Genomic DNA, 16600 nt, shown 5'->3' with positions numbered 1-16600 from the left:
TAAGGTGCCTGGCAAATGTGATATTACATTATAAAATTCCATGCGTTTATATATATTTTACATACAGTAATTAAAAAATAATAAATTATAAATGAATTGTTTTTACCGGTTTAAAATTTAATTTTTCTTATGTTTGAAAATATATTTTTGTCGTAATTATTATGTGAATCTACCTTTTAATTTTATTAAAAAAACTGACAACCAAGCGGTTACTCTGTTAGAGATTGCTTCTCAGACATATTCAACCAAGAATCTATTTTAAGTACCACTGGCCCGATGCGACTCAGTAAATGTTTTCCTTGTGCACCGGGCCAGAAGGTGACGCTTATCTTATGCGAAGCTGGCTTTTTCCAGATTATTTGATCGCTGAAGCGTCGATCAAGGTACCGCCGAGGGTTGCCCAAGCAGACCACGATGATGTGGTTTGCCAAATGTGCCAGAGCGCGTTATCACCGCCGCGCGCAAAGACTTCAAGCCGGCCGTCAGCGTTTTTCGCCACGACTGGGGCGCTGGTAATTACGCCATTCAATGAGGCCCAGTTAGACCACGGGCCAGTGTGCGCTGTTGTCTGCCAGATATGCCAGAGCGCGTTATCGCCACCGCGTGCAAAGACTTCAAGCCGGCCGTCGGCGTTGGCATATACTGCTGGGTTGCTGGTGATCCGGCCCCCCAGTGATTGCCAGGCTGACCATGGGCCGGCATGGGGAATGGTTTGCCGGATGTGCCAGAGAGCATTATCGCCGCCGCGCACAAAAACCTCGAGCCGACCATCAGAGTTGCCGACTACCACTGGATCACTAGTGATCCCGCCACCCAGAGAGTGCCAGCTCGACCACGGACCGGCATGGGGTACGGTTTGTGAGATGTGCCAGAGAGCGTTATCGGCACCGCGTGCAAAGACTTCAAGCCGGCCATCGGAGTTGATATGTACCGCTGGGTTGCTGGTGATCGTACCACCCAGAGAGTGCCAGCTCGACCACGAACTGGAATGGGGTACGGTTTGTGAGATGTGCCAGAGAGCGTTATCACCGCCGCGCACAAAGACTTCAAGCCGGCCATCGGAGTTGACATATACTGCCGGGTTGCTGGTGATCCCACCACCCAGTGACTGCCAGCCTGACCAACCCGCATTGGGGGCGGTTTGCGAGTTATGCCATAGCGCATTATCTGTGCCACGTACGAATACTTCCAATCGACCGTCCACATTGAGGTAAACAGCGGGCTTACTGGTGACTCCTCCACCAAGCGAGCTCCAGCCGGACCAGGAAGAGTCGGTGTTTGGTACTGTTTGCCGATTACGCCACACTGCGTTGTCAGTACCTATCCCGAAAACCTCGAGCCGACCATAGGCGTTGCCTGTCACTGAGACAATTCCGGATAATGCAGTGACATAATTTTGGGCATTATCTAAATTTAATGTATCTACAGAGTCTATTTTCATATGTATGCCTTATTAAAAAAGTAATTTTTCAGGTTAACTTGATAGTAATTTAATGAACGAGATATTTAATTTTGTAGATTGATATTCTCATTTATGCATATTGTTTTTTATTAAGAAGAGAAATGATTAATACTTTATTTGAAGCTAATTTTTAATTTATTAAGTGTCCAATAAACGTGATTCTATTTTATAAAACCCTATGTGTTAATATGTATTTTTGCATACGATCATCTAAGAATGATTAATTACACATAAACTATTTCTTATTTGAAAGTCACCCTGCATTTCTATTAATAATATATTTATACCCGTTATCTTTCAAGTTGCCTCTTTGTTGGTTGCACTCGCTCACCCCGGTCACATAGTTCACTATGCTCCCGGGGATTCGCTCCCTTGCCGTCGCGATGCATCTTGAAATCTATAGGGTATATATCATGGTTATTCTGTTTTTATTCGAAATAAGAGTTGTCAGATACAGGAAACGGCTAATGAGGAGGGGAAATTTATCCAATCAGGGAAGAATGGTTTTCCTATATTGATAAAAAAATTTTGATACATATTAAAATTAAACGGGAATGGTTAATGGCAAAACGAAATTATTTGGTAGATTTATTTGAAATTATTTTTATTAATGGCTTGATAATAATAACTTAAATAAACTAATTACTTGTGCGTTCTATAATCTTATATAGGTAGAATTTGGATTTAATTTGTAAATTTGGTTTTGATTTTCAAATTTATTGCTATGTAGTCTTTTAAAAACTTAGTAAAACTTTTATTCTATTAAGATATTTATAAATAAGCCACTTGTGTGTGTTTTCCGTATTTTCGGGAATGGACCTTATCTTTTATGTATTAAGGATAGAATCGAAAAGTGTTCCCTGTGTTCACGGGGATAAATAGGGTTCTGTCAGAAAAAGGCATATCAGCTCAGTGATATGCCTTTATTTTAACTAATTGATTTAAAAGTAAGTTGTGATCCCGGCACGGAATGTCCTTCCCGGCGATGGAATATAACCCAGGCTGAGAGGCTGGATATAATATTTGTCGAAGATATTATCCACACCAAACTCAAACTCGACATGTTTATTCATTCGGGCGGTCAGCGAGATATCTGCCACTGTTGCGGGTCGCCAAATAATGGGGGCCAGCAAGGCGGCGGAACCTTGCCCCGGTTTTGCTGCGGGTACAGATCGTTGACCATAATGTGAGACTCTTGCATTGATGGACATTTTGTCATCTAGAAATTTTCGTGTCAGATCGAGTGATACAGCATATTTAGGCGGAATATGGTTAGTGGCATAATCCGAAGGGAGGCTGCGAGCGACACAACCTTCATTTTCAGTACAGAATCTGACTTTCGTATAGTAATTCATAGATAAACGCGCATCAAAATGATCACTGTGGTAAACACTTGCTAATTCTAATCCTGCGAATTTCGCGGCTTTAATATTGCTGATATACATACTCCAGTAATCATCCATCCATGACCGGTTGATATAGTCTTTCACCCGATTATCGAAGTAGGATATTTTGATATCGAAACTGTCATTGTCAGCAATCACACCCGGGAAACGTGATGTCAGCCCGAATTCTATATTTTTTGAAATTTCAGGTTTTATATAATCGTCAACACTCATCATGTAGCCACGAATACCTTCAACCATTGATGGAAAGCGTGGCGCATAGGTATATTTGGCGTGTAGCGCAGTTTCATTATTCAGTTCAAATTTAGCGCCTGCCCAGTAACCATGAGCGTGATCCTGCTTGTTGTTTACTTTTCCTGAGGCCAGTTTCCGACGAAGAGAAGGTACTGGACTATAATCTTCGACTTGATAGGATTTGTAATCCCATCCACCCATTAAGGTAAGGCGTCCAGTAAGCATATAGCTGCCGTTTAGGAAAAGATGGCCTTCCTTACGCTCTCCTTCCCGATTAACGGCATACTCCCATTTTCCTTCGCTTGGGCCTGTGCGTTCACGAATAAAGCTGGCCCCGTAATTCAACTCAATATCTTGCATTGAAAGCTCAAATAATGAGGTGTTACTCAGATTCATCCCTACTGTGCGCATGAATTTCTTATCACCGAGGGTATTATTTGAGGTTCGGGGGCGATCGTTAACCCGTGTTTGCCACACGCCTATGTCCAAATTAATCCAGGGATTTGATGACGGCTCCCATTTATAATTGAGGCTGTGCCTGTTCATGTTGAGCCGTGTCAGTGGACCCTGATCTAAGATCATGAATGTTTGGCTCAGGTTTGCCATATCTGCAACATAAGATTCTCCGTAGAGATTTTGATAATGACTAACGATAGCGGAGATTTCATGACCATCACCAAAACGAATTTTGCCTTTACCCAGTAACGATTGGCTATCTTCAGAAGTGTTAGGTACGGCATCTCCCATTGCATATAGCGAATAACCTGCCATCTGTTCACTGAATTGTGGAATGAGGCAATCCTGTGGATCGCTTTGACACAGGTAACCCGGCATCCCACGTTCTTTGGCCCCTGGCCCGTGTTTACCCGAATGGTAATTGCCACGCTTGCGCTGAGAAGCACCAAACAGCAATTCATAGGAAGGTTCGGCCACTGCGAAAACAATACTCCCTGTTCGATTCCTGGCATCAAAGAAAGCGTTTTTTGATGGGGATGGCCAGTCATTACGTTGATAATCATCAGGATTAGAATGGTTGTTCAATAGACTTCCCTTCAGGCGAAATCCGATTTTTTGTCCATCAAGCAGGATATCGCTGGCTTCGATGGTTTTTATCTCCACGACACCGCCAATGGCTCCCATACCGCCTTTTCCTGTCGGGCCTTTGCTGATATCTACCCGGCCAATGAAATCGGGATCAATAAAGGAACGGTTGGAGACACCTTGATAACCACGATACAGGGCAGTCTGATTAGATGCGCCATCAACGGTGGTTAAGACCCGGCCTTGTCCTTGCAGACCCCGTATATTCACATCCAGGCTGCCTGAACTGCGTGCTTCACCAGACAATACGCCTGGGGTTGTTTTAAATATATCAACAGGATGGATCACACCAAATTTTTCGATATCTTTACCTTTGATGGTGGTGCTATCGAAACGCAATGGCTCATTACCTGAGTGCCCGCGACTGCCTGTTACCGCAAGGGGACTCAGTGTTATTGCACCTTTGCTGGTCGTATTTTTTGCTATTTTTACTAACGTATAGCTGCCATCGGTGCGTTGGGAAAGTCGTAAATGGCTGCCTGTGAGCAGTTGTACCAAACCTTCATGGGCGGTAAAGCTGCCATTTAATGAAGGTGCTGTCAGTCCATTGGTTAAATTCGGATCAAAGGAGAACGCCGTACCTGTTTGAGCAGCAAAACGGGACAAAGAATTTCCCAATGCCCCCGACGGAATATTAACGGAATAAACGGTCGCGGTTTGTGTGGCGGCATAAATGGGCTGTGCCGACAGCAGAATCAATGGAAATAACAATGTGGTTAAGGACTTTTTTTGCCAGCGTGGTTGTGATCCCTGGCAGTTAACATGATGTGGCATAGGCAATTTCTCCATGCTTTTTAAGCTTCTTTTGTCTCTATGCCGTATGAGATTGAAAAAAGTGTCAGTAAAAATAATTATTTTTATTCATTGGGTGGGTAGAGGGTAATCCAATAGCGAGTCAGGCTGCGCATTGAGAGCGGATAGGTTTGTAATAGCATATGCAGCGCCAGATCCGTATCCCGTATAGGAAAGGCACCAGAAACCCGCAGATTTGCTACTGCATCATCACAGCGGATCACGCCGGAGCGATAGCGATTCAGTTCTGCAATCACCGTTGCCAGCGGTAAGTTATCAGCCACTATCATACCTTGTAACCAACTTAGTGATGTTGCTGATCTGAGGTGTGGTGGAGCAACGGCAAACGGAGTGAAATATGTTGCTTTTCCGGCATACAATATTTGTGGTGAACCATTATCTGGAATAATACGAACTGCCCCTTCTGCTATTTCCACCTGAGTGTGGGAGGCTTGCTGGCGGACACTGAATTTTGTTCCCAACGCCACAATGGTGCCTTGTTTAGTTCGTACTTTAAATGGGCGTACCGGCTGGTGGCTGTCTTTATGGGTTTCAATATACATTTCCCCCAATTTTAAATGAACAAGCCGCTGGGTATCGTCGTAATGAACATCCGCTGAACTTTGTGTGTTTAACGTTAGCTGACTGCTGTCTGGTAATGACCAGTGCTGTATTTGTCCTGTAGCGGTGTGATAATCGCCAATCAGAAGCTTAAATTGATCGGATTGCCAGAAGAACGATGCTCCAGTCGGAATTAACAACATAAGAGTGAGTTTTCTGATAGCTTCCCGGCGGGCAAGGGGGCGTTTATTGTTCAACAAGGGTGATGCGATATGAGGTGGCAGATGATGTAACCGTGCTAACAGGCATTGTGCCCGCTCCCAGGCTTGAGCATGTTCTGGGCTTTGTGCACACCAGGCGGCACAGGCGTTCCGGTCAGCTTCGCTGACATGACTGTCATTCAGAATGGTCAGCCATTCTGCGGCTTCTGCAAGTATCGTTTCAGAGGTTGTACTTGATGAATGAGATGTATTGGTGGAAGCCATGGATCAATCTCTCTATGTCATAGCGATCAGGCACTGATAAAAGCCTTGTTTCATATAGCGTTTGACCGTAGATAGCGAAATATTCATGTGATTTGCAATATCTTCATATTTCATTCCCTCTATCTGGGAAAGCAAAAAGGCAGTCTGTACCGGCGTGGGGAGTTGACTGAGCATCATATCAATTTCTTGAAGCGTTTCGAGAATAATAAGCCTCTGCTCTGGAGCAGGAATAAGCTGCTCGGGCAGGCTGGCGAGCAGCTCCAGATAAGACTGTTCAAGTGATCGACGGCGATACCAGTTAATCATCAGCCCCTTAGCGATAGTGACGATATAGGCACGAGGTTCATTTAACTGCTGTGGCAGGGGCGAGCGAAGTAATTTGACAAAAGTATCCTGAGCCAGGTCTGCGGCGGTTTCATCGCAGTTAAGACGATGCTTAAGCCAACGGAATAGCCAATCATGATTGTGGACGTACATCCACTGGATCTTTTGGGTGTCTAAAGCATTAACGGTCATTTTCATGCCATTTCACAATGTAAATGCAAATCATTATCATTTTTGGTATGTTACAGGTAATTATTCTCCGTTACCAATAAATAATTTGCGGAGATATGTTGTTCAGATGGGATTTTATTTATCATTAGCAGGGTTAAATTATAAAAGCGCTCAATAGACGATCGGGAATTTAAGATAGGTATTGTTTTTTAGTGTGACAGAATTAAATTATTTTCCTCTGAAAACTTATTGTTTTTTTTTGAATGATTTTAGTTTGGAATATTTTTCACAAATTAAATTAATTACACCGAAGGGTAAAATAAATATAATAGTAAAATCTATAAAAACAATTAGAAAAAACACGTGAATTATTGCTGTGAATTATGCTTGCTCTGAATGTATTCATATTGCCTTGAACTCTAGCTTAATGATTCATTCAATGATATCAGTAGGGCCTATCTCGGTTATTTCACATTAAACGAGATAGGCTAGTTTATTTAATAAACTTGCTGCTCTTCATTGCTATCCGTGAAACCTATCCGGTCAGTCAGAAGGTTCATATTATCCTTGACGGAGCCAGTTACCATCGAAGTGAGCTGGTGAAAGACTGGGCTTATGTGATGAATATAGACCTTCATTATTTACCGCCCTACAGCCCGAATCTGAACCCGATAGAAAGGTTATGGAAGGTGATGAACGAAAAGGTCAGAAATAACCATTACTTCGCCTCGACGACCTTGTTCGGGCAAGCAATACATCACTTTTTTACGGAAAGATTATCGGAGCTTGCCGGGAACCTGTCGTGCCGTATTAATGACAACTTCCAGGTTCTGAATCCTGCATCTTCAAGTTAAGCGGGTATATCACTATTCAGTTTTAACTAAAAGTGCGAAACTAATAGAGCTGAATTTCTACTTTAAAAAGTGGTCAAATTACGATGATTTTAAGAAAATTTATATTTTAAATGAGTGAATAATAAACTATGATATTGAGCATTTAATATCATATAAGGCTATAAAAATGAATAGAAACGAATGGAGTGAAGGATGGGATGATGGATGGATATACAGGAACAAAAACGGAGAACTCATAGATCCGTTAGATGTAGCTAATAGTGGATTGGCAGGTACAATCAGTGATATTGGGGAAAGTGTTTATTTAGGTGCTAAACGAGCAGTTAAAAGGACAGCCCATTGGTTCTTACCTCGTGATATCTTAGGTGATTCCTATGCAGAATTCGAAAAAGCAGTTTATAATCAATATGGCCGGGAAGTAAAAGAAGAAGACCGCAGAATATTTAATTTATTAATAAGCATTATATCAAAGCCAGAATATATTGAATTTGCAGTAGAGGTTATTATTGATGACCTTATTGATTCCTCAACATAAATAAGGAAACAGAAAGTAGAAAATTATGCAAGAGCAGTACAAAAACCTATTGTAAGTTTTATTGGGAAGTATGCAACAACTAAAGCTATTGTATATGCGATATCATATTATATAGCTCAGAAAATAATCAAAGATATAACAAAAAAAGAAGCAGTAAAAAAATTTGTTGCTTGGCCGTTATCAGCTTTTTCAATTTATGGATTAGTTGATAAAGTTAGCTCTGCTTCAAAAAGACTAAGAAGAAAATGTCCTAAATTATATTATAAATTAAGAAAAGATAATTTAGATATGATGTATTATTTTATTGAACCATACTTAGGAAACTTAATTTAAATGTATTGCTCCGGTGATTTATCTACCGAAATGGACGAGAGGATAATTTATGAGCTCAACAAACAGATCGAATAATGATAAAAATTTTTTTTATTTCATTAAAAATTTCTTTGTTTTTCTTTACCGTGAATTTAGGGAAGTAATGCATATAGGAATAACCTTATGTCTTTGTATATTTTGGATTTGGCTATTCCCTTTTGAATTTATAGCAGTAATAGGATGTGTTGTTATTATTATAGTAATGTTTATTCTAAGCATGTTTTTCCTACCATGATTTCTAATTGTACATGTAAATATAATTGAATATTTACATGTACTTTTTAAATATATTATTCTTTTATTGATATATCTAGACATTCTAGTTATATAATATCAGTGTGTACCAAATCGACATGAAAATAATCTATCCATAAGATAAATATTTATATGTCTAAAGATTCATTTTCTAGACAATTCCAATCATGAAATAAGATTAGATAAATATCATGATAAGTCACGTATTTTATTATCAATGGTCAGATTGTTATAATTATTTTCTGTAAAATTTTTTAGATCCATCGATGAGTTTATAGCATGGGAGGATTTTACTTCTTCTTTTAATCCTGAGAATTTTTCAATCTGCGTTCAGGCGGCATCGAACAAACGATGAGATTTACGTTTGCGGGTGTGAAGAGCTGTGTTTCGGTGTTTCTCTTTGCAATATGGCGTGTTGAAGAAGATATAAGATAGTACGAATAAATCCATATGTTAATATATATACACTGGGGGCTAACTCCCAGAAAATATACGTTACCTTTTTGTGTAAATTTAAAAGGATTTTGACTGTCATAAAGCCAGGAGCATAGTGTCTTAACATCGTGTTTGATAGGAAGGAATAATGCCGAAACTAATTTATTATGTCGCTGCGACAATAGACGGTTATATTGCTAATAATAACCACGGTCTGGATTGGTTGGATGAGTTTGTGCTTGGAGATGACGCAACACCTTATGATAATTTTTACCAAGGTATTGGTGCTGTGATTATGGGTTCGGGAACATACGAATGGATAATGGCAAATTCATCGGATGATTGGCCATACAAAAATGTTCCCGCATTTGTTCTTTCTCATCGGGCATTGCCAACGCCAGAAGGGCTGAATATCACCATAACCGATAAAACAGCGGGAGATATTGTTGCTGTGGCGAAAAAAGCGGCTAATGGTAAGAATGTCTGGTTAGTGGGAGGTGGTAAAACCGCTGCGTATTTTGCCGAAGTTGGTGAATTACAGCAAATATTCTTAACCATGATCCCGGTATTTTTAGGCACAGGTATTGAAGTTCTTCCTGTGAGTGAAAAAGTGAGTGTTACACCTAAAACTCAACGTTTTTTACGTAGCGGTGCCATTGAAATCCTGTTGGATGTAAATATCGATGAAGTCGCCTCCTACAAATAAGGAAAGCTGCCGTAAGAAAGAGTGAAGTTCTTATCGCGCCATATTGATGGCACAAAAGTGGCGCGATTATCTGAATTGCGCCATAATCGCGCCATATTCTTACTGAAATTTGTCGTTTACTATGAGTTCAATTACTAATATTCATAAGACCTTGTGTGTTGCATCACAGCCTATGTCTGTTTCGGATTTATTAGTGGAGCATCCTTCTGTTCCCAGAAGGACTGTCCAACGTTGGCTAGGACAGCTTGTTGAAGATGGAAAAGTACACGCTTTGGGAGAAGGACGGGGTCGTCGCTATGTTATTTCTGAGCGAGAAACATTAAAGCAGGTAACAGAAAAATCCGGCGATTTCCCGAGCTATATTCCATTGTCTGAAGATAGTAAGGATGTTCTCCGTTATATTGATCAACCCATGAAAGCCAGGGTGCCAGTTGGTTATCAACGAGAATTTCTGGAATCGTATGAACCCAATGTGACTCATTATCTGTCAGTTCCAATTCGTAATCAGCTTTGGAGAATGGGAGGAACAAAACAGACCTCACAGCCAGCGGGAACTTATGGTAGAGCTATTCTGGATCGTTTGCTCATTGATTTATCATGGGCCTCAAGTCGTTTGGAAGGAAATACTTACAGTCGATTAGATACGATCGAATTAATTGAGTATGGAAAGGTTGCTGTAGGAAAAGATGCGATTGAAACTCAAATGATCCTCAACCATAAATCCGCTATTGAATTACTTGTTGATGGTATAGTTGAAGCTGATTTTAATCGATATACCATTCTCAATTTGCATAGTACATTATCTGAAAATTTACTGCCCAATCCTATAGATGAAGGACGCATCCGTCAGCATCAGGTTGAAATAGGAAAAAGTGTTTTCAGACCGTTATCAGGAGAGGTTCATATTAGTGAGGTTTTTGATTCGTTGCTTGCGAAAGCACAAGTTATTTCAGATCCATTTGAGCAATCGTTTTTTATCATGGTTCACTTGCCATACTTACAACCTTTTGCAGATATAAATAAACGAACTTCCCGCTTGGCTGCTAATTTGCCGTTGCTCCGTTCAAACCTATGTCCGTTGACTTTTCTGGATGTATCAGAAGAGGCATATAGCCGTGCAATGCTCGGTATTTATGAAATGACCAGAGTTGAATTGCTACGAGATCTCTACCTATGGGCTTACGAACGTTCTACCCAAGAATATTTGGCTCTTAAACAAGAAATAGCAGAACCAGACCCATTAAGATTGCAATATCGAAATACCGTTAAACAAATTGTTTATCAGGTTGTTGTGGCTCCGGAAATGGATTCGATTGAGGTTATAGATAAATTAATTTCCAATCAATTAAGTCAATCTGAACGTGACACGTTAAAGGCATTGGTTATTGAGGAGTTACGACGATTACATGAAGGTGTTCTGGCAAGGTATGGTCTCCGGCCTTCGCAATTTGAAGAATGGAGGAGAAAACGCAGATAATCTTTGCGTTAACTTCATTAAATAGTCGTTCGTCCGTGAAAATATCTATATTAATCATTCTATTAAATTGTTTTTGTTAGTAAATTAGCCTTTTCGCTATGTTATCCCATCAGGATTTACGCTTGCACCGCTAAAGACTGAAAGCAATTCGCATATGATTGTATTGACATCGCTAAACACCCATCAGTATTTTCATCTCAACTCGGTCAGACATTATATATGCAGGGTTGCTGGCATCAATGAATCCTTGATGAAATGGTACAAATATTTTACTTACTTATCAAATGGATGGATAAGGTTAGTCACGTTATCAAGTTGTTCTTTGCAATACGATGTCGCTTTAATTCTGGTTTGTGCTTAAACAGATAAACCGGAAGTGTATTTGTTTAAGTAAGGCATCTTTATACAGGATTATCCTAAAAAAACAGAAAGTAGTATTTTTTTGATCTAAATTTTCGCATTATGTTCTGAAAGTAGGCAAAAGAAATGTTTAAGTAAGGATTTTAAATGGAAATACCAATTTATTTTCAATATTGGGGTAAGGCGAAGCGAACATCAGAGGCTGAGAGTACAGATTATCATCTACTTCCTTATCATTGCTTGGATGTCGCTGCTGTCGGCATGCAGTTACTTTCTTTAGAAAGATCGTTGATCAAAGATCTCACTAATTTTTTAGCGTTATCCACAAAGCAGTTACAAAGTATTGTCTCTTTTGTACTGGCATTGCACGATATTGGTAAATTTGCATCTGCTTTTCAAAAATTATTTCCCAGTCAGTCAGTCAGTCTGTATCGACCTTATTGCTGTAAAGGCTATGATGGCCGTTATTTCTGTCATGACCGTATGGGACTGTATTTTTGGGAAAATATTAAACCGAAGTTGCTTAAAAAGCTGATTAATATTGAGGATGTTAAACAGAGAGAACAGCAAGAGATTTTCGATACCTTAATGGTGCTGATGGACTGTGTATTAGGACATCATGGTCAGCCAATAGATAAAACAGACTATAAAGCTATCGAATATTTTACTGAGCCTCATAATCTCAATGCCGCCACACTCTTTGTTCATCATTTAATTGAATTACTCCAACCTGAATTTCCTATTGAAAAATTACAATCCAAAGAATGGCGACGGCGATTAGAGCAAGTGAGCTGGCAGTTTGCTGGTATTGCAATATTGGCGGATTGGATTGGTTCTGATAATCATTATTTTGTATATCAATCTGAACCTATGTCATTAACCGATTATTGGCAACATGCTAAAGCCGTGGCAAAAAAAGCGGTTGTGGCGACAGATTTAGGCAAAGTGCCAGTAGTAAAGCCATTTATTTCTATTCAGGACTATTACGGTTTTGCTGCGACACCATTGCAGAAGTGGGCGGAATCAATACCTGTAGATGATTCTCCTCAACTCTTTATTTTAGAAGATGTTACCGGGGCAGGAAAAACAGAGGCGGCATTAGCGCTGACACATCGTTTAATGCAAATAAAAGCAGCCGATGGTTTTTATTTCGGATTGCCTGATATGGTGTCTTCCAATGCAGTGTTTAACCGGATTGCTGAACATTATCAGCAAATGCTATTAACAGACAATGGCAGCAAGCCAGGTATTATTTTGACTCATGGTGCACGAGAGATGAATGATCAATTTCGTGAAGCCATTCTGGCGTTAGGTCACCCAGACAGAAATTATGGTGAAACAGATGTCATCACTTCAGCGCAGTGCAATCAATGGCTGGCGGATCCACGCAAGAAGGCGTTGTTAGCGCCTGTTGGAATAGGTGCTATTGATCAGGCTTTATTGGCTATATTACCCAGGCGTTATCAGGCACTGAGATTATTTGGGCTTAATCGTAAGGTATTAATCGTTGATGAAGTTTATGCCGCTGATGAATTTATGTTTAATTTATTAGAAAATTTATTAGCTCTGCATCTTTATCAAGGTGGTTCGGCTATTTTGCTGACAGCGACACTGACCCTGAAACAGCGTCAACGTTTAACGGATATTTGGTTGAACGCCGGTGGATTGAGCTCACAATTATTGCAAAAAACGGATTTCCCCTTAGCGACAAAAATAAGCTTGAATGCCATATCGCCCGTTATTGAACAACCGTTATCAAGTCGAAAAGATGTTAGCCGGGAAGTAAAAATTGATTTCTTAAATAGCTTTGTCTGCTGTGTTGAAAAAGTATTGGCTGCGATTGTACAAGGGCAATGTGTCGTTTGGATCCGAAATACAGTAGACGATGCTATTGAGGCTTATCAGACGCTGCGAAGTTTGCTCACTGAACCTGAACGTTGTCTGTTATTTCATAGCCGGTTTGTATTGCAACACCGGAAAGAAATTGAAAATCATGTCATGACTATTTTTGGTAAAAATAGTCATAGCGAGATGCGTCGAGGTAAGGCGTTAATTGCTACACAAGTATTCCAGCAAAGTTTGGATGTTGATGCCGATGTGATGATTTCAGATATTTGTCCTATTGATGATCTGATTCAGCGAGCAGGGCGTTTGCAACGCCATACTCGTGATAGTGATGGTGTTTATCAACATGGAATTAAAGATTCACGTTCTGCGCCAATACTCTTTATCCACGCGCCTGAGTGGAAGGATCAACCCGAGTCAGATTGGTTAAGCCATCATTTCCGTAGCACACAATATGTTTATCGCTCGCCTGCACGTTTGTGGTTAAGCATGCGTGTATTGAGAAAATTGGGTGCAATACGTATGCCTGTGGAAACCCGTGAGTTAATTGATGCGGTTTATGGTCATGCTTATGAGCAAGCGCCTGAAAAGTTAAAGCGCCAGGAAAATATATTAATTGGTGAGGAACAAAGTCAGGAAGCCAAAGCGAAATCTTATTGGTTGCAGTGGCAGTTATATGGTTATTGTGATCGAAGTGCTGATAATTGGTATGAAGATGATGCCGATATTCATACCCGCTACAGCGATATTGAAACCGTTGAGGTGTTATTACTGAAAAAGACTGATTCAGGACAACTGGTACCTTGGGTAAATTCTGCCGAATTTTCAGTGTCATTGAGTACGGTTACATTATCTAAAAATAAATATGCGGATAAATTAGCGCCAATTCCAAGGAAATTAATTCCCGCTCTCAATGCATTACGACAGAAATATCACCAAATTAGGTACTTGCAACCTTGGTTGCCAGAACAGGACCCAAATTTTACTTATTCTTCAACAATAGGTTTTTGTGAAAAATAAAAGCAGGAGGTGTTATGAACTTAGTTCAGGACCCGTGGTTGCCTTTCCGATTACGTGATGGTAGTGAAAAAGTACTGCCCATTAATGCAATATGTGACCATGATGTTATGGACTTTGCTTTACCGAGAGCTGATTTTCAGGGAGCTGCTTGTCAATTTGCTATTGGTTTATTGCAAACTGTTTTTGCACCGGAAGATCAATATCAATGGCATTCCCTGTATGCAACATTGCCTGATAAGAAAACATTACAACAGGCTTTTGATAAAGCTGAACATGCTTTCAATATTACCGGTACAGGGCCCCTTTTTATGCAGGATTTTGATCCTCTGCAAAAGGTAAAATTAACCACTGTCGCTGGACTGTTAATTGAAGCACCAGGAGCTAATGGTTTAAGGCTGAATACTGATCATTTCATTAAACGTGGCATTGGTGATGTGATGTCTCTTGAAATGGCCGCTTTGGCACTTTTTACCTTACAAATTAACGCGCCATCAGGTGGTGTGGGACATCGGGTCGGATTGCGAGGGGGAGGGCCATTAACCACGTTAGTGCTGCCGGGCCAGGCTGATGCGACACTATGGCAAAAACTGTGGTTAAACGTCATTAATCGAAATGAATGGCGTTATTCAGAACCTGATTTAACCAGTGCTCAGGTTTTTCCCTGGTTAGCGCCAACAAAAGCAAGTGTTAAGGAAGGGACAGAAATTTATTTTTCAGATGTTCATCCCTTGCATATGTATTGGGCAATGCCAAGACGTATACGTCTTGTGGTGGAAGAGAAGGAACAGGTTTGTAAAATTTCAGGCAAGTGTTCTGCATTAACTGTTTCTGAATATCGTACACAGAATTATGGTAGCAATTATTCTGGGAATTGGCTTCATCCATTAACGCCTTATAAATGGGACCCCAAAAAATCAGCGGAACATTTATCTGTTAAAGGTCAGCCGGGAGGCGTGACCTACAAAACTTGGGATACTTTGGTATTTAACAGTCATGAAAGAGGGCAACGCTGTGCGCCGGTAGTGAGCCATTTTTATTCTTTATGTTGTGATTTTGCTGAACTTCAAAGTGTCATACCTTATTTGTGGGGGTTTGGCTACGATATGGATAATATGAAAGCACGTTGCTGGTATTCCGTTATCATGCCGCTGTTTTTTGTCTTACCTGAACAACAGGAAGATATTCTGTGTCAAGTTAAAGATCTACAAAAGCTGGCAACCACTATAATTTGGTTATGCCGAAACCAAATAAAAGCTGCCTGGTTTGAAAAGCCCGCAGAGGTGAAAGGAGACACTTCTTTTATTGACCTTGCTTTTTGGCAACAAAGTGAATCGTTATTCTTTTCAGTGGTTCATCAAATTATCGACAACGCACGCTCGAATGATCCTTTTCTTACCTCGGAACAGGCCAAACATTGGCTCAATACTTTGCGTCATCTCTGTCTGGATTTATTTGATGAATATGCTGCTTTATCTGAACTGGGTAATGAGCGTTCAATGGCGAAACGTATAAGAGCGCGTCAGCAGTTAATCATGGGGTTATATGGTCAAAAAGCTTTAAGAGAGATCAAAACATTTATTACCAATAATCATATTAATTTTGACAAAGAGGAGGTGTAATGGACAGTAAAATTGAAATTATATTATTGCATTGGTGGCAAAGTATGTCTCTGTCACCAAAACAGTTAAAAGAGAAAGATATTATTCCGTCTCCTTCTACTTATAAAGCCCAGTTAAAGCGTTGTGAAAATGTTGAGATGGCGATGTTAACTGAAGGTTTTCGGGCTTTATGGCTCAGTTTACCCGACGAAATTAGCTTATCTGATAATCCGGTAAAAATAGAATATTGGGCCACGATAGCGGCGGTATTAGTTTATGTCAGAAACAACAATGGTATTAAATTGGCCGTAGCGGCGGGTAAGAAAGGAGGGGGGAATAAACCGATTGTCAGTGAATTGCGCTTTTCACAATTACAAAATGCGAAAACACCGAACGAGTTATTACGTCGATTACGTCGGATCCTACAGCAAGTAAAAGGCAATATTTCTGTTCTGGCTTTAGCTCAGGATATTGAGGAATGGTTTGCTGAATATGGGCAATTACGACCATGTAAAGCGGATAAGCGTATCAATGTAAAGTGGGTGATGGATTATTACTGCGCTGCCAGTAGTAAATGGGTTGATTTATCAGATTCTTATTAATTTAA

General features: G+C 40.3%; 10 protein-coding genes and 1 pseudogene. 7 read left to right on the top strand and 4 right to left on the bottom strand.

Annotated features, from left to right (window positions below; all coding sequences use genetic code 11):
• Positions 1–355: 355 nt before the first annotated feature.
• From C5470_RS16555 to C5470_RS16540, 4 genes are all read right to left on the bottom strand, one after another.
• On the bottom strand, positions 356–1441 hold the full coding sequence (locus tag C5470_RS16555; protein ID WP_036849642.1) for a PLL family lectin: 1086 nt from the start codon (positions 1439–1441) through the stop codon (positions 356–358).
• Between the two features lie 962 nt (positions 1442–2403).
• The gene (locus C5470_RS16550) at positions 2404–4977 is read right to left on the bottom strand and encodes a TonB-dependent receptor (protein WP_166290772.1); all 2574 of its coding nucleotides are present in this window, start codon (positions 4975–4977) and stop codon (positions 2404–2406) included.
• A gap of 83 nt (positions 4978–5060) precedes the next feature.
• Positions 5061–6041 carry a FecR domain-containing protein gene (locus C5470_RS16545; RefSeq protein WP_166290770.1) on the bottom strand — a complete coding sequence of 327 codons (981 nt, stop codon included), beginning with the start codon at positions 6039–6041 and terminating at the stop codon, positions 5061–5063.
• Between the two features lie 12 nt (positions 6042–6053).
• A complete protein-coding gene (locus tag C5470_RS16540; protein ID WP_166290769.1) occupies positions 6054–6563 on the bottom strand; it encodes a sigma-70 family RNA polymerase sigma factor in 510 nt (169 codons plus the stop codon).
• A gap of 488 nt (positions 6564–7051) precedes the next feature.
• On the opposite strand from C5470_RS16540, the pseudogene C5470_RS16535 reads away from it, so the two are divergent.
• The 7 genes and pseudogenes from C5470_RS16535 to casB form a co-directional block, all read left to right on the top strand.
• Positions 7052–7390: pseudogene (locus tag C5470_RS16535) on the top strand (transposase); the annotation flags it as partial.
• Positions 7391–7556: 166 nt separating this feature from the next.
• Entirely contained in the window at positions 7557–7925 is a 369-nt protein-coding gene (locus tag C5470_RS16530; protein ID WP_036849646.1) for a hypothetical protein, read from the top strand.
• A 1210-nt stretch (positions 7926–9135) separates the two neighbouring features.
• Positions 9136–9693, top strand: coding sequence for a dihydrofolate reductase family protein (locus C5470_RS16525; protein WP_166290767.1), 558 nt, complete (start codon positions 9136–9138; stop codon positions 9691–9693).
• Positions 9694–9814: 121 nt separating this feature from the next.
• The gene (locus tag C5470_RS16520; RefSeq protein ID WP_036849649.1) at positions 9815–11170 is read left to right on the top strand and encodes a Fic family protein; all 1356 of its coding nucleotides are present in this window, start codon (positions 9815–9817) and stop codon (positions 11168–11170) included.
• 507 nt (positions 11171–11677) lie between these two features.
• Positions 11678–14395 (top strand): CRISPR-associated helicase Cas3', encoded by a 2718-nt coding sequence (gene cas3, locus C5470_RS16515; protein WP_166290765.1) that lies wholly within the window; start codon positions 11678–11680, stop codon positions 14393–14395.
• 14 nt (positions 14396–14409) lie between these two features.
• On the top strand, positions 14410–16014 hold the full coding sequence (gene casA, locus C5470_RS16510) for a type I-E CRISPR-associated protein Cse1/CasA (protein WP_166290764.1): 1605 nt from the start codon (positions 14410–14412) through the stop codon (positions 16012–16014).
• Positions 16014–16595, top strand: coding sequence for a type I-E CRISPR-associated protein Cse2/CasB (gene casB, locus C5470_RS16505; RefSeq protein ID WP_166290762.1), 582 nt, complete (start codon positions 16014–16016; stop codon positions 16593–16595). The genes casA and casB overlap by 1 nt, the downstream gene beginning before the upstream one ends.
• Positions 16596–16600: the final 5 nt, after the last annotated feature.

The sequence above is a fragment of the Photorhabdus stackebrandtii genome, assembly GCF_011189495.1.
Classification (GTDB): Bacteria; Pseudomonadota; Gammaproteobacteria; order Enterobacterales; family Enterobacteriaceae; genus Photorhabdus; species Photorhabdus khanii.
Note: the sequence above shows the minus strand (reverse complement) of the source record. Positions and strands in the feature narration are given on the sequence as shown.

Bases quoted from the DNA above. Each gene is read 5' to 3' on its own strand.
- C5470_RS16555 (WP_036849642.1), bottom strand. From the start codon at position 1,441: ATGAAAATAGACTCTGTAGATACATTAAATTTAGATAATGCCCAAAAT.
- C5470_RS16550 (WP_166290772.1), bottom strand. From the start codon at position 4,977: ATGCCACATCATGTTAACTGCCAGGGATCACAACCACGCTGGCAAAAA.
- C5470_RS16545 (WP_166290770.1), bottom strand. From the start codon at position 6,041: ATGGCTTCCACCAATACATCTCATTCATCAAGTACAACCTCTGAAACG.
- C5470_RS16540 (WP_166290769.1), bottom strand. From the start codon at position 6,563: ATGAAAATGACCGTTAATGCTTTAGACACCCAAAAGATCCAGTGGATG.
- C5470_RS16530 (WP_036849646.1), top strand. From the start codon at position 7,557: ATGAATAGAAACGAATGGAGTGAAGGATGGGATGATGGATGGATATAC.
- C5470_RS16525 (WP_166290767.1), top strand. From the start codon at position 9,136: ATGCCGAAACTAATTTATTATGTCGCTGCGACAATAGACGGTTATATT.
- C5470_RS16520 (WP_036849649.1), top strand. From the start codon at position 9,815: ATGAGTTCAATTACTAATATTCATAAGACCTTGTGTGTTGCATCACAG.
- cas3 (WP_166290765.1), top strand. From the start codon at position 11,678: ATGGAAATACCAATTTATTTTCAATATTGGGGTAAGGCGAAGCGAACA.
- casA (WP_166290764.1), top strand. From the start codon at position 14,410: ATGAACTTAGTTCAGGACCCGTGGTTGCCTTTCCGATTACGTGATGGT.
- casB (WP_166290762.1), top strand. From the start codon at position 16,014: ATGGACAGTAAAATTGAAATTATATTATTGCATTGGTGGCAAAGTATG.